Below are 13,682 nucleotides of genomic sequence, written 5' to 3' on the forward strand. Positions count from 1 at the left end.
TTTTCGAAAGTTGAAGCGTCGATCCGGCCGGATCGGCGCTTCAACGCATTTGCGGGAGCATGGATTTTATGGAGCTGCGCCAGCGTGCTCTCGTCTCTCATCTTGAAAAACTCAATCGCACGGCTTGCCGACCTATGGTTGCTGCGCCACATTTCGCAGTGATTTTCACTCTTCAATTTTTGCGGAATTGCCTTGATGACATTTCGCCTCGTTTGTCCTCGCCGCGTTCATTTTAAACGTTCTGACGCCGATTTCGTGACTCGGTCTTCTCCCAATCGGCAACCGCGTTGGCTTTCTTCGTTTCTGATCGCCTCTGCCCTCATTCTCGTTCAACCCAACCTTTCTGTGGCCGCCAAGGAGGCTGCGCCAAGAGCAGCTCTGGCGCAGGTCGACAAAGCGCTGAAAGCTGGAGACCAGGCGCAGGCGAGAGCACTGATCGAAAAGGCGCTGACGCCCAAGCTAGCTCAGTCCAAGCCGGCGGACGCGGCCAAACTTGCCTTTACGCTTGTCGAGATTGCCGGTTATGACCATGACTGGGCGGATGTCTATGCGCGTCTTCTGCCCCTTGCAGACCCGTTGGTACAGAAATTGCGAGGACAGAGCCTCGACGACTTCGTGTTCAACCTCTCTGTTGCAGCCGGCATGATCAAAGACAACGCTGCGCAGGACAAGTGGCTTGCCCGCGCCGTTGAGATTGCCACGCGTGAGGCAGGCGAGCAATCGGACCGCGCCCTCAAGATGCGCGCCAACGCCGCCTATTCTCTGCTGAGCGTTGGACGCAATCAGGAAGCTCTTGATGGCATTCTCGGCGCCATGAAAGCCATGGAGTTGCATGAAGCGGGCGATTTGTTCTTTCGTACCGCCGGCCAGGCCCTCAATGAGTTTCACGAGCGCATGGGAACGGAAGCGGCAGAGCTGATTTTGCAGTATGGCCTGCAATCGCGGCTCATCATGACGGACAAAGGTCCGGGCAAGGGCTATTTCTGGTTTAATGCCGGCGCATACCTGCGCGATGTCGGGGCGTATGGGCAGTCAATCCAGCTGAACCAGCAGGCGATGAATGTCCTGTTTACCTATTACGGCCCGAACAGCAAGGCAGGGTTCAATGCCTATGATGGACTTGCACAAAGCATGCATGCGGCTGGCCAGCTTGCCGGCGCCGAGGCGGCCTATCACTATGTCTATTCAGAGGCCCGCCGGATTTTTGGCGAGGACGATCCCGATGTCTGGCGCATGGGCAACAATTATGCGGCCGTGCTGCGGTCATTGAAACTTCCAGTCAAAGCACTTGAGATCGACAAGGTCGTTTATGACAAACGCTACCGGAAGTTCGGCGGTGGCAGCGGCGATGCGATCATATCCGCGACCAATCTCGCCCATGATCTGATGGAGGCGGATCGTTATTCCGATGCCAAATCAGTTCTCGCCTCGATCGGACGCACGATTGGAGGCAAGGGATATGAGCCGGCCTATCGCACTGAGATTGCGGGCTGGCAGGATTACGTCGCTTATCGGCTTGGCGAAAAAACATTGGACCGCGATCGTCTGCAGGCGATACCACAGGCATTCGACAATATCGAACTATCACTCGCTTTCCTCGATCTTTTTGCCGATGAGGCCGAAAAAGCTGGTCTGCCGGAGCGTGTTCTTGCCTTTCGCCTGGAGGCGGACCGCAAGGCGCGCGAGCAGTTCGGCGATCTTTATCCGGTTGTCTTCGAAACCGGTCTTGATGTTGCGAAAGCCTATGAGCAACGGGACGATGCGCGCGCGGCCGAACAATATCGTCGCCTTACGACCGACCTCTTCGAATGGACGCGCGCCAATACGGTGGCGTCGGGCAGCCTCAATGCCGGTCTTTCCGCCCGGATCCTCGCCGATGATGCCATATCCGCCTATGCGCAGTTCACCACACGGTATTCGGATGCGGGAGCAGCTTTTGCATCCTTGATCGAAACGTGGAAACCCATGGATCGGCGTGCAGAACGCGATTTGTGGGCGGAAGCGGAAACCACCGATGATGCCAATTATCGCAAGCTGATCGATACCTATCTTTCCGCATACGGCCGGCTGCGTGAAATCGTTGCCGGAACCTTGTTCGGCAGTAACATGGCGCCGTTACATGAGGCGACCCAGGAGGCCCGCCTTCAGCTCAACGATGCGCGGAAGTCGAAGGGTCTTGAACCTATCACCTCCTTCGTACAGCAGGATGTCAAGGTGCTTGGCCCCGCCATCAGCACCGACGCGGGCGATGCGATGGCGGATCTCTTCGTCACCCGGACCTGGCCGGCCGACCGCAGCGGCGAACCGCTGACGATGGATGTTCGCGCTGTCATCACAAGGCCTGGGGAGGCACCGCGCGTGGTGCCAATCCTCAGCGTTCCGATGTCGGCTGATCCTGGTCAGGTAAAGTTGATGATCTCCACGCTCATCGTGCGGACGGCGGTGGTCTTCAACACGGCCGCGAAAGGAATGAAGTCGCTTTATGTTGTCCCCGACGAGATCCTTTATCAGCTGCCGTTTGCCGAACTGCGTCTACTGGACGGTCGTCGGCTTGGCGAATCCGTCGACGTCCATGTGATGACCACGGCGGATGCCTATCGCTACCGCACCAATCATGCAGTGCTCGATGGTGGTACGTCGGCTCTTCTGGCGGGCGGCCTTTCCTACGGCGCAGATCAAAAGAAGCTGGCGCTGCCGGCCTCGAAGACCGAGGTGGAGGAGATTGCAAAGCTGATGCGTGACGGCGGCTATAAGGCCGAACTATTGACAGACACCGCAGCCACGGAAAGCAAACTGGCTGCGGACATAGGATCGGCGCGCCTCATCCATCTGGCGACGCATGGCTTTTTCCACTCCGGCGAAGACGAAAATGCCGCCCTCTTCAATGCTGGCTTCATCCTTTCCAATCCACGGTTTGTGGCGAAAGGGCAGGAGACGCCAACCGACAATGTTGTCTATGCCCGTGAAGTTCTCAACTGGGATTTGCGAAACACCGATCTTGTGGTGATTGCAGCTTGCGACACGGCTCTTGGAGACATGGGCATCAGTTCGACATTGCGCGGCCTGCCGCTGGCGCTTTCGGTTGCCGGAGCGCGCCGCTCGCTCCTGACGATCGACAGCATCCCAGACGAGGCGACCTCGCGATTCATGATCCGTTTTTATCAACATATGCTGAACGACAAGCTGTCCTACAGCGATGCCTTCATTCGAACGAAACGGGATGCCTGGAAAGGCGATATCCCTGACGTTCCACCTGACATGACCTATGCCTTCGTGCTTTTCGAGCATTAAGCCATCAACTTGCTGAAACAGCGATGCAGTGAACAATGGCTGACGCGCCGGGACGGCGGTAGGCGTGAGGGCGGTTCACAAGACGAGCGCCATTGAAATTGATTCCGATCGCCCAGCCGATACTGTAGGCCTGTTGATGCAAAATAAGCCTGCGTTGATTCTGGAAGGGCGTGCGGCATGGAACCGAAACGCAAAGAACAGAATGTCGAAGGTCCGATCATCGTTTTTGACGCGATGTGCGTGCTTTGCTCTGCCAATGCCCAATTCGTGCTGAACCACGATCCCCATGGACGCTTTCGATTGGCTTCCATGCAAAATGACGTTGGTGCGGCGCTTTACCGTCGCTTTGGTATGGATCCGGCCGATCCCGAGAGCATTATCGTTGTTGATGGCGACAAGCTCTATCGCGACAGCGATGCAATCATCGCGATCTATACCGGGCTCGGCTGGCCGTGGAAGGCGCTTGGAATTTTACGCCTCTCGCCACGCTTCCTGCGGGATCCTATCTATCGCCTGATCGCGCGCAATTGCTACCGCATATTTGGACGTCGCGATCAATGCTGGCTGCCACTGCCAGATCAAGCGGACAGGATCCTTTAAATCAGCACGTTCACGACAAAGGCCGATCTTGCATCAGAGCGGCGTTTCACGTCTTTTCGTGGGTGCATAAGTCTGGCGGCCTTATTCATACTTTGGCCGGAAGATGCTTTGCCCCTGAAGGATAAAATTTGATGACTGATCTTTTTCATCGTCTTTCGGCTTTTCCGCCAACGCCTGCCAATGCAGAGGGACATGTCGACGATGCTAGTCTCTCGAGGCTCGTTGAGCGTTTGCAAAATGCAGGCGTTCACTCCATCGGCCTGCTTGGAAGCACCGGGGCCCATGCATTTCTAAGCCGTGCCGAAAGACGCCGTGCCATTGAGATCGCAAGGGATGCTGTCGGTGGCACGGTGCCGTTGATTGTCGGTGTCGGGGCTTTGCGCACCGATGAAGCCATCGCTCTTGCCCGTGACGCGGCTGCAGCAGGGGCAGACGGTCTTCTTCTCGCGCCGGTTTCCTATACGCCGCTTACCGATGAAGAGGTCTATCAGCACTTCGTCGCAGTGGCCGGCGCCAGTTCAACGCCGCTGTGCATCTACAACAATCCGTCGACGACCAAATTTACTTTTAGCGCCAGGCTTTTGGAGCGGCTCTCGCAGATTGACGCGATCGTCGCCGTCAAAATGCCGCTGCCGGCCGAGGGAGATGCGCGCCGCGAAATCGCCGAGCTGCGCTCGCGGCTGGGAAAAGGATTTGCCATCGGCTACAGCGGTGATTGGGGCGCGGCGGATGCTCTGCTGGCCGGAGCCGATGCCTGGTACAGCGTCATCGCCGGTCTTTTGCCTCGCCAGGCGCTTGCATTGACGGCAGCGGCGCGTGGCGGTGATCAGGCTCGCACGCTAAAACTCAACGCCGCCTTCGAGCCGCTCTGGGAGCTTTTCCGAGAGTTTGGCAGTTTCCGTGTTGTCTATGCGATCGGCGATATTCTCGGCCTATTCCACGCCGATCCTCCACGCCCGGTCCTGCCGCTTGGCGCAAGCGAGCGACAGCGTGTTGCTGAAGCGCTTGAGACCTTCGCAGGATAACCAAAGTTTTCAGGCTGGGGGCGCAAGAGCCATCGGCGCGCCTTTTGAGCAACGCCTCTTGGAAGTCTTTGAAGCTGCACTATAATTGAGGAAAATCTTTCGATAGCGGGGCGTAAATGCCTCTCTCAGAACACAATGTTCAGTCAATTGCTTCAGCAGACGATCTATACGACGCCGAGTGGCCGGGATTCATTTTCAAAGTTCGAGAATTTATGTTGCGTTTCGATCAGGATCAGATGCGCTATATGCGCCGCGTACTCGTTCATTTTCCAGGTTTCGAGCCACTGACAGCGGCGCAGCATCGCCAACGCTTTTCGCGGGCCGCTGTCAAGACGGCTGGCTTGTGGGATACGCAGATTTCTGTCGGTGATGCAAATGTCGGCGCGCCGAGTTTTTCTTTCGACGTGGCGGCATCCGGCGGTGACTGGTCGAGCGAAACGACGGTTCACGTCCTTGATCATAACGACATCGTCGAGCGGCTCAATGGGCAGGCCTTCCATAAGCGGCTCTGGAATGGCTTCCAGGCAGCGGGCTCGGTTGTTCTGGAAGGCGGCGCATTTGCCTATTTCAGGCATGCTTGGCGCTTTGGGCTGTTTTTCATCTTTCCGTTTCTGATGATGTTGCTTGCCTTTGCTGCAACGCTTGCCTTGCTGGTCCTGCCATGGATGGTCTCGCCAACGATCTGGCTTGCTGCAATCAGTCCTGTGCTTGCCTACCTCCTCTTCTTCCACCTCATTCTACCATGGTTCGGGAAGAACCATGTGCTGCATCTTTTTGCCGATTGGGAACTGGCTGTCGCAGTGGCGCGGTTGGATAAAGAGGAACTGGACGAGTGGCTTTCTTCAAGCGCTGCTGCCCTCACGGCCGCTCTGCGCGAACCGGCGGATGAATATGTCCTGACCTCGCACAGCATGGGTTCGGCCTTGGCGACCCATGTCCTCGGCATGGTGCTCGAACGTCACCCTGATATCCTGAGCGGCAAGCGGCTCGTCTTCGTGACGCTTGGTGGCGCATTGCTTCAGGCCAGCCTGATGCGCAGCGCGGCGCGTTTGCGCGCACGGGCCGGTCTTGTCCTGCGTTATCCGGCCATCAGTTGGCTTGAGGTTCAATGCCTGACGGATGTCATCAGTTTCTACAAGGCCCCCGTCGCGGCATTGACGGGTCACCCCGACGCACCGCAGCCGCGGCTGATTTTCCTGCGGCTCAAGGCTATGCTGGCGGCTGATCGATATCGCCGCATCAAGCGCGACTTTCTGCGGGTGCATCGGCAATATGTTCTCGACGCCGACAAACGCAGTCATTTCGACTTTGTCTTCATGGCTGTCGCTCCCTATAGCGCCGAATATCTCGGCTTGCCGGAACAGGAGATTGCCGCCCTTGAAGCAAGCGAGCCGAAGGCGAGACGGCTTGCCTGATGCAGGCTTTTCCTGCTCGACAATCCAGCTATCCACAGGAAGTCCTGCATAAAGTTCGCGTGGGCTTGCACCCTTGCGGAAATCGGTGAAGCCTTATCTTGCCCAAGGCAAGATCTTCGTCTCATTTTCCGGGAATGGCTATGACCGAACAGAATATCGCACTGGAAGACAGCTGGAAGGCCGTGCTCGGCGCGGAATTCACCCAGCCCTATATGCACAAACTGAAGGCTTTCCTTCTCGAACGCAAGCAAGAGGGAAAGCGGATTTTTCCAAAGGGATCGGAATATTTTCGGGCGCTCGACCTGACGCCGCTCGATCAGGTCAAGGTCGTGATCCTCGGACAGGATCCTTATCATGGTGCGGGTCAGGCTCACGGCCTTTGCTTCAGCGTCCGGCCCGGCGTCCGCATCCCGCCTTCGCTCGTCAATATCTACAAGGAACTGCAGTCCGATCTTGGTATCGCACCGGCCCGCCACGGGTTTTTGGAGCATTGGGCACGGCAGGGTGTACTGCTTCTCAATAGCGTGCTGACCGTCGAGGAGGCGCAGGCGGCTGCCCATCAGGGCAAGGGTTGGGAGCAGTTTACCGATGCTGTCATTCGCCGGGTCGCCGAAGAACGGCCGGCTGTAGTCTTCATGCTCTGGGGGTCCTATGCCCAGAAGAAGGCCGCGTTCGTCGATCAGAACAGGCATCTCGTGTTGAAGGCGCCGCATCCATCTCCTCTGTCTGCGCATAACGGCTTTTTCGGCTGCCGGCACTTCTCAAAGGCCAATGAGTTTCTGGCGGCGCATGGCGAAGTGCCGATCGATTGGCAACTGCCGGAGACCGTGACGGCGTGAGATGCGAGCTAAATTGTGCATGATCGCGGTCCTGTTGAACAGGTCCGTCTCATCGTTCAGCATTTGTAGACAATCCGTTACGGTCTGCGAGACTTCTCCAGGCGGATGATCCGGGCCATCTTGAGGTCATCGAAGGCCAGTGGAAATGGCCGGAAAGGAACTCGAAATGATTAGCCAGATCAAAGGTTTGCACCACGTCACCTCAATGGCTGACGATGCGCGCACCAACAACCGCTTCTTCACGGACCTGCTCGGGCTGCGCCGCGTCAAGAAGACCGTCAATTTCGATGCGCCCGATGTCTACCATCTCTATTATGGCGATGAGACGGGTATGCCCGGCACTGTGATGACCTACTTTCCCTTCCCGAAAATGGCACGTGGGCGTCCTGGAACCGGCGAAGTCGGCACAACGGTCTTCTCCGTGCCGAAGGGCTCGCTCGGCTTCTGGAGCGACAGGCTCAGCAAGCAGGGCGTTGACGGGCTGAAGCAGGATGAACGTTTTGGCCAAAAGCGGCTCGATTTCGCCGGGCCTGATGGCGACGGCTTTGCGCTTGTTGAAGTGGAAAATGACCAACGGGCACCCTGGACGCAGGGCGGTATCGATGTCGACCATGCCATCCGCGGATTTCACTCCGTCGATATGCGTTTGCGCGACGAAGGAGCAACGGTCGAACTGCTGAAATACATGGGCTACGAAGTCGCGGAAGATCGCGATGGCGTCAAGCGCATGATCATGCCCGGCGGTAATGGAGCCGATTTCATCGATGTCGAACCCATGCCGAACATATCCCGCGCTTTGCCCGGTGCCGGCTCCGTCCATCACGTCGCTTTTGCAGTCGAAAACCGTGAAAAGCAGCTAGAAGTGCGCAAGGCACTGATGGAAACCGGTTACCAAGTGACGCCTGTGATTGATCGTGATTACTTCTGGGCAATCTATTTCCGCACGCCCGGCGGTGTTTTGTTCGAGGTTGCCACGAACGAGCCGGGCTTTGACCGCGATGAGGATACTGCCCATCTCGGCGAGGCGCTAATGCTGCCCAAACAGCACCAGCATCTGCGGCCTCTGCTTGAGCAGCACCTTGAACCGCTTGAAGGCTAATCCCGCACCGTTAGGCGGATAGGATGAATGTCGCTCGGCTCTCATGTCGAGCGCCATTCGCCCGCTTTATGCGGCAGAGGTCTTCTTTCATTCCAACATAAGCCAACATCGTCTTTCCTTGCTCGGTGCCTATCACGGCAGGCTGTCGGCTCTTCCGTTAGAAGAGGGCCAATGCAAAAGGGAAGGCCGGAGATTTTATGATGAGTGACAATTCCTACATCCACCGGCTTCACACCGGATCTGCCGGTAAGCCGATCTTAGTCGTCTTGCATGGCACCGGTGGCGACGAAAACCAGTTTTTCGATTTTGCCCGCCGGCTAATGCCCGACGCGACCGTGCTTTCGCCGCGGGGTGACGTTTCCGAGCATGGCGCCGCACGGTTTTTTCGGCGTACTGGCGAGGGCGTCTACGACATGGCCGACCTTGCCCGTGCCACGGATAAGCTCACGAATTTCGTGAAAGATATCGCCGTCGATTGCGGCGCAGGGCAAATCTTCGGCCTCGGCTTTTCCAACGGTGCGAACATCCTCGCAAATATATTGATCGAGAAGGATCTCTTCGATGCCGGCGTGCTGATGCATCCGCTGATCCCGTTTCGCCCAAAGCCTAATCCTGCACTCAGTGGGCGCCGCGTGCTTATCACCGCTGGGGAGCGTGACCCCATCTCGCCAAAGGATGTCACGCAGGCGCTGGCCGACTATTTCACGGGGCAGGGCACCGATCTTAGCCTCGAATGGCATCCGGGCGGCCACGATATCAGGCCCAACGAAATCGAGGCCGTGCGCCGCTTCTTTGAAGCGTAAAAATCTCGTGCAGTCTCTGCCAAGACCAGAGCCTTCCATGGAAAGGCTTTAAGCCTCAACCTCGTGTTACAACGGACGGAATATCGGAGGGAGAGGCGTCCGGCCCCTTCAGCCAGCGATCCGGCGTAAAATAGGCAGCGCTGCGGGTTTCTTCGACGGAATCCGGTTTTAGCGAGAGAAAGAAGTTATAGCTGCCCGGGTTCATCGGCTCTTGCGTGAAGTCCAGCACCTTGCCGGAGCAGGAGATCTTGATGTCTTTCAGTGAGCGCACGACGGTGCTGGCACCACCGCAATCAGGCCAGTGCGACAGGACGAAGAGTTCATCCAGGAAGCCAAAGGCGGCGGGCGCAAGCCGCCCCGCATTGTCGCGCGGCGGTTTGACGAATTTGGCGCGGATCATAGTGATGCGTCCCTGCTCGTCACCCCGCACGACAAGAAAGAACGAGCTGACGGTCACGTCGCCGTCCTTCTGATAAACGTGCTCAAAAGAGCACTCGAAGTTCTTGTCATTGAACTGCGAGGTCGACCATGGCGTAGCGTCGAGGCCAACGCGCCGCAGTCGGTCGCAAAGGTCTGGACCGCTGATGCGCCATCCGCTGATGAAAGCACCCATGGAGGCAAGCTTGGGTTCTTCGAAAATATGTGCTGGCAGCTTGATCGTCGGCGCCAAAATCGGCCGCGCCGTTTTCGGCGTCGTCTCGACGACGGGTTTCTTCGCTTCCGTTTGCCGCATCGGCAGATCATGGCCGAAATAGCGCATAAGCGAGCGCAGGTGGCGCATGTCGTTGGACAGAAGCACGACGCCCATGATGAGTGCGAAGGAAGCAAATACCATCAACACCAGCACAAGCCGCCGACGCCTGCGGACGGGCTGCTGCTGAATTGGTGTCTTTGGCTTGCCGCTGTCCAAGATCTGTCTTTGCCTGGCGAAAGGGAACCTATCTTCACGTATCTGCGAGGGGCTTGCAATCCTTAGTGTTGACCATGCGCTGCAAACGCGGCGTGTATTGAAATGCTTACACAACGAGGCGTTAAATCTTTGAGACGACGCACCAGCTTCCTGAACTGGATCTCGAACTTTTTGTGGAGCGACGGCCTTGGTAAAGTGAGCGGGACATCTTGGGCCTGATGGCGCTTTGGCGTTTTTTTTAAGGCTGTTTTGTGATCCCGTTTGCTTTTTCTCAAGCAAATTGATTGAAATTGCTCAAGGCTTTGTCTCGTGATGTGTCGTGCGGGGAGGGGCGTCGTTGCGCGGTGGGGAAGCTTGTTTGCTCGCCCGAGAGCGTTACGGTGTTTCGAACGCGGGCGCTGCATTTTCTTCTCACTCTGATTGTGGATCATTCGATGACTTCGGATTTCGCCGTCCGTCCCATGCGCCCCGGAGAGCTCGAGCTGGCTTTGGAATGGGCGAGGCAGGAGGGATGGAATCCCGGTGTTGACGACTCTCACGGTTTTCATGCCGCCGATCCGGAGGGGTTTCTGGTCGGTGCGCTGGGCGAAGTGCCGATCGGCTCGATCTCGCTCGTGAAATACGGTGCTGATTTTGCCTTTCTCGGCCTTTATCTCGTTCATCCAGAGTTTCGCGGTCGTGGCTTTGGAAAGGCCTTGTGGGATGCGGCGATTGCCGCTGCCGGAACGCGTACGATCGGGCTTGATGGGGTGCCCGCGCAACAGGACAATTACAGGCGCAAGGGGTTCGAGATCGCGTATCGCACACAGCGATATGGCGGCGTGCCGCTGCAGCCGCCTGTCGCGACGCTCGTTGCGCAGCCAGTGACTGAGAAAATCGACGGGCTGGTGCGCTACGATGCGTCCATCTTTACAGTTGCCCGTCCAGATTTCCTGACAGCATGGTGCGAAACGCGGCGGGGCCGGCGCACCTATATCGTCAGAAAGAGCGGAAAGATCAAAGGCTACGGCACCATCCGGCGCTGCTTTGACGGCTACAAGATAGGGCCGGTTTTTGCCGCCGACGCCGAGATCGCAAGAGCACTTTTCGCCGCCCTTCTTCCGGAAGCTGCCGGCGCACGGATCTTCATCGACGTACCCGCCGACAACGGTCCGGCGGTGGAGCTGTGCCAGAGCCTAGGCCTCCAGCCCGTATTCGAAACGGCGCGCATGTATCGTGGACCTGCTCCAGCCATTCCTCTGAGAAACGTATTCGGCGTCACGACACTTGAGCTTGGCTGACAATCAAAAACTTTAAGCCGCGATGCGCGGACGCCCCCACTCGGCGATGGCAATGCCGCTGATAGCAAGGATCAGCGCGACGACGTGGAAGGCATGCAGAGCCTCTCCAAGAACGAGAATCGAAATCAGCGTGCCAAAGACCGGTACGAGATTGATGAAGAGGCTCGCCCGGTTCGCACCGATGCGCCCTACCGCAAAGACGTAAAGCGTTTGCGCGGCCAGTGATGCAAACAGTGCCGTATAGATGATAATCGCCCAGCCGGCCGGATCAGGCACGACAAGCGCGCCGCGCTGCGCCTCCCAGATAAGCGGGGGAAGGGACGACAAAAATGCGCCGAGCGCAGGGAAGGCCATCATCGTACGCCAGTGGACCTGCGGCTTGAAGCGCAGGAAAATGGTGTAAAGCGCATAGGCGGCAACGGCAATCAGCATCAAGCCGTCCCCGAAGTTGACGCCGATCGACAAGAGGCTCATCGGATCGCCATGAGTCGCCGTCAGTCCGACACCGGCAAGCGTCAGGACAAAGCCGAAAAGCTGCGCGAGCGAAACCCGGGTGCGAAACCACAGGAAATTCAACAGGAAAATCAGCATGGGAATGCCGGCTTGTTCGATGGCGATATTGATAGCCGTCGTATAGTGCGCGGCCGAGTAAAGCATGGCGTTAAACAGCGTGAAGCCCGTTGCTCCCAGCAGTAGAAAGAGCGGCAAATGCTGCCGTGCTACCGGCCAGTCGCGTTTCAAAGTTTGAACTGACGAGGCGAAGATCAAGGTGGTTGCCAGTAACCAACGCAGAGAAATCAACATCATAGGGCTGATATGGCCAAGCGCCAGCTTGCCCGCGACGGTGTTACCTCCCCAAAACAGGGTTGCTGCCAGTAGACTGATATAGGCGAGGCGATGCATGACGCGATTCTCTTGTTTTTTCGACCTCGCTTTGCGGGAGGCAATGCGGCAGTGCGCGCGCAAATAGCCTTTCCACAATTGATTTGTCACGTAAAAAGCCCAATTCGCGGGTTAAACAGGGTCGCTTTCCCGAAAACAAAGCATTATAGATGCGCGGGTTTGTGTACGGCGCGGCTCGGTTCGCGGGCCATAGGAAGGGCGTAAATGACGAATGTAGTGGTTGTCGGCTCCCAATGGGGCGACGAAGGAAAGGGCAAGATCGTTGATTGGCTTTCTGAGCGCGCGGATATCGTTGTGCGCTACCAGGGCGGTCATAACGCCGGCCATACGCTCGTCATCGATGGCACCAGCTACAAGCTCTCGCTTTTGCCCTCGGGCGTCGTTCGTCCCGGCAAGCTTGCCGTCATCGGCAACGGCGTCGTGGTCGATCCGCATGCTTTGATCGCCGAAATCGGCCGTTTGGAAGCTCAGGGCGTCAAGGTTACGCCCGACAACCTGCGCATTGCCGATAATGCAACGCTGATCCTGTCCCTGCATCGCGAACTCGATGGCATGCGTGAGGATGCGGCCTCCAATTCCGGCACCAAGATCGGCACGACGCGTCGCGGTATCGGCCCTGCCTATGAAGACAAGGTTGGTCGCCGTGCGATCCGCTTCATGGATCTTGCCGATCTCGACACCCTGGGAGGCAAGGTCGATAGGCTGCTGACGCATCACAATGCACTGCGCCGAGGACTTGGCGTTCAGGAAATAGCGCATCAGGCGATCATGGAAGAACTCACCTCGATCGCCGATAAGGTGCTGCCGTTCCGCGATACGGTTTGGGAACTGCTCGACCGCGAGCGGCGCGCGGGCAAGCGGATCCTATTTGAAGGTGCGCAGGGCTCTCTGCTCGATATCGACCACGGGACCTATCCCTTCGTCACCTCTTCCAACACGGTGGCTGGACAGGCTTCGGCAGGGTCGGGCATGGGGCCGGGAACGCTCGGTTACATTCTCGGAATTACCAAGGCCTATACGACGCGCGTCGGCGAGGGGCCTTTCCCGACAGAGCTGACGGATGAGATCGGCCAGTTCCTTGGCGAGCGAGGCCATGAATTCGGCACGGTCACTGGCCGTAAGCGTCGCTGCGGCTGGTTCGATGCGGCTCTGGTTCGCCAATCGGTTGCCACCAATGGCATTACCGGCATTGCGCTCACCAAGCTTGACGTTCTCGATGGCCTGGATGAGCTGAAAATCTGCGTCGGCTACCGGCTCGACGGCAAAGAAATCGACCATCTTCCTGCCAGCCAGGGTGCACAGGCCCGTGTCGAGCCTATTTATGTCACATTGGAAGGCTGGAAAGAATCGACGGTCGGCGCGCGCAAGTGGGCAGACCTTCCGGCGCAGGCCATTAAATACGTTCGTCAGGTCGAGGAGTTGATCGGCGCGCCGGTTGCGCTTCTGTCGACAAGTCCGGAGCGCGACGACACCATACTTGTGACCGATCCTTTTGAGGATTAAGGTCACGCTCCATT

Annotated in this window: 11 protein-coding genes; 9 read left to right on the forward strand and 2 right to left on the reverse strand. The window is 57.6% G+C overall.

Going from position 1 to position 13,682, the window contains the following annotated elements; all coding sequences use genetic code 11:
- Positions 1 to 195 precede the first annotated feature (195 nt).
- From VQ830_RS08050 to VQ830_RS08080, 7 genes are all read left to right on the forward strand, one after another.
- Positions 196 to 3,291 (forward strand): CHAT domain-containing protein, encoded by a 3,096-nt coding sequence (locus VQ830_RS08050; protein ID WP_337267565.1) that lies wholly within the window; start codon positions 196 to 198, stop codon positions 3,289 to 3,291.
- A 177-nt stretch (positions 3,292 to 3,468) separates the two neighbouring features.
- The gene (locus VQ830_RS08055; RefSeq protein WP_337267566.1) at positions 3,469 to 3,891 is read left to right on the forward strand and encodes a thiol-disulfide oxidoreductase DCC family protein; all 423 of its coding nucleotides are present in this window, start codon (positions 3,469 to 3,471) and stop codon (positions 3,889 to 3,891) included.
- Positions 3,892 to 4,022: 131 nt separating this feature from the next.
- Positions 4,023 to 4,916 carry a dihydrodipicolinate synthase family protein gene (locus VQ830_RS08060; protein WP_337267567.1) on the forward strand — a complete coding sequence of 298 codons (894 nt, stop codon included), beginning with the start codon at positions 4,023 to 4,025 and terminating at the stop codon, positions 4,914 to 4,916.
- 212 nt (positions 4,917 to 5,128) lie between these two features.
- The gene (locus VQ830_RS08065) at positions 5,129 to 6,331 is read left to right on the forward strand and encodes a hypothetical protein (RefSeq protein WP_337267568.1); all 1,203 of its coding nucleotides are present in this window, start codon (positions 5,129 to 5,131) and stop codon (positions 6,329 to 6,331) included.
- A gap of 140 nt (positions 6,332 to 6,471) precedes the next feature.
- Entirely contained in the window at positions 6,472 to 7,170 is a 699-nt protein-coding gene (gene ung / locus VQ830_RS08070) for a uracil-DNA glycosylase (RefSeq protein WP_337267569.1), read from the forward strand.
- A 166-nt stretch (positions 7,171 to 7,336) separates the two neighbouring features.
- The gene (locus VQ830_RS08075) at positions 7,337 to 8,269 is read left to right on the forward strand and encodes a VOC family protein (RefSeq protein WP_337267570.1); all 933 of its coding nucleotides are present in this window, start codon (positions 7,337 to 7,339) and stop codon (positions 8,267 to 8,269) included.
- A 200-nt stretch (positions 8,270 to 8,469) separates the two neighbouring features.
- Entirely contained in the window at positions 8,470 to 9,072 is a 603-nt protein-coding gene (locus tag VQ830_RS08080) for an alpha/beta hydrolase (protein WP_337267571.1), read from the forward strand.
- A 55-nt stretch (positions 9,073 to 9,127) separates the two neighbouring features.
- Here the strand turns inward: VQ830_RS08080 and VQ830_RS08085 are convergent, their stop codons facing one another.
- A complete protein-coding gene (locus VQ830_RS08085; RefSeq protein WP_337267572.1) occupies positions 9,128 to 9,982 on the reverse strand; it encodes a DUF6030 family protein in 855 nt (284 codons plus the stop codon).
- A gap of 434 nt (positions 9,983 to 10,416) precedes the next feature.
- Between VQ830_RS08085 and VQ830_RS08090 the strand changes: the two genes are divergently transcribed.
- Positions 10,417 to 11,262 (forward strand): GNAT family N-acetyltransferase, encoded by an 846-nt coding sequence (locus VQ830_RS08090; protein WP_337267573.1) that lies wholly within the window; start codon positions 10,417 to 10,419, stop codon positions 11,260 to 11,262.
- A gap of 12 nt (positions 11,263 to 11,274) precedes the next feature.
- Here the strand turns inward: VQ830_RS08090 and VQ830_RS08095 are convergent, their stop codons facing one another.
- Complete coding sequence (locus tag VQ830_RS08095; RefSeq protein WP_337267574.1) at positions 11,275 to 12,165, reverse strand: DMT family transporter; 891 nt, start codon at positions 12,163 to 12,165, stop codon at positions 11,275 to 11,277.
- Between the two features lie 204 nt (positions 12,166 to 12,369).
- Between VQ830_RS08095 and VQ830_RS08100 the strand changes: the two genes are divergently transcribed.
- Positions 12,370 to 13,668: an adenylosuccinate synthase gene (locus tag VQ830_RS08100; protein WP_337267575.1), complete on the forward strand. Its 1,299-nt coding sequence runs from the start codon at positions 12,370 to 12,372 to the stop codon at positions 13,666 to 13,668.
- Positions 13,669 to 13,682 lie beyond the last annotated feature (14 nt).

This window comes from Oryzifoliimicrobium ureilyticum, from assembly GCF_037199735.1.
GTDB lineage: Bacteria > Pseudomonadota > Alphaproteobacteria > Rhizobiales > Rhizobiaceae > Rhizobium > Rhizobium ureilyticus.

Coding starts and splice junctions, on each gene's coding strand:
- VQ830_RS08050 (WP_337267565.1), top strand. CDS start 196: ATGACATTTCGCCTCGTTTGTCCTCGCCGCGTTCATTTTAAACGTTCT.
- VQ830_RS08055 (WP_337267566.1), top strand. CDS start 3,469: ATGGAACCGAAACGCAAAGAACAGAATGTCGAAGGTCCGATCATCGTT.
- VQ830_RS08060 (WP_337267567.1), top strand. CDS start 4,023: ATGACTGATCTTTTTCATCGTCTTTCGGCTTTTCCGCCAACGCCTGCC.
- VQ830_RS08065 (WP_337267568.1), top strand. CDS start 5,129: ATGTTGCGTTTCGATCAGGATCAGATGCGCTATATGCGCCGCGTACTC.
- ung (WP_337267569.1), top strand. CDS start 6,472: ATGACCGAACAGAATATCGCACTGGAAGACAGCTGGAAGGCCGTGCTC.
- VQ830_RS08075 (WP_337267570.1), top strand. CDS start 7,337: ATGATTAGCCAGATCAAAGGTTTGCACCACGTCACCTCAATGGCTGAC.
- VQ830_RS08080 (WP_337267571.1), top strand. CDS start 8,470: ATGAGTGACAATTCCTACATCCACCGGCTTCACACCGGATCTGCCGGT.
- VQ830_RS08090 (WP_337267573.1), top strand. CDS start 10,417: ATGACTTCGGATTTCGCCGTCCGTCCCATGCGCCCCGGAGAGCTCGAG.
- VQ830_RS08095 (WP_337267574.1), bottom strand. CDS start 12,165: ATGCATCGCCTCGCCTATATCAGTCTACTGGCAGCAACCCTGTTTTGG.
- VQ830_RS08100 (WP_337267575.1), top strand. CDS start 12,370: ATGACGAATGTAGTGGTTGTCGGCTCCCAATGGGGCGACGAAGGAAAG.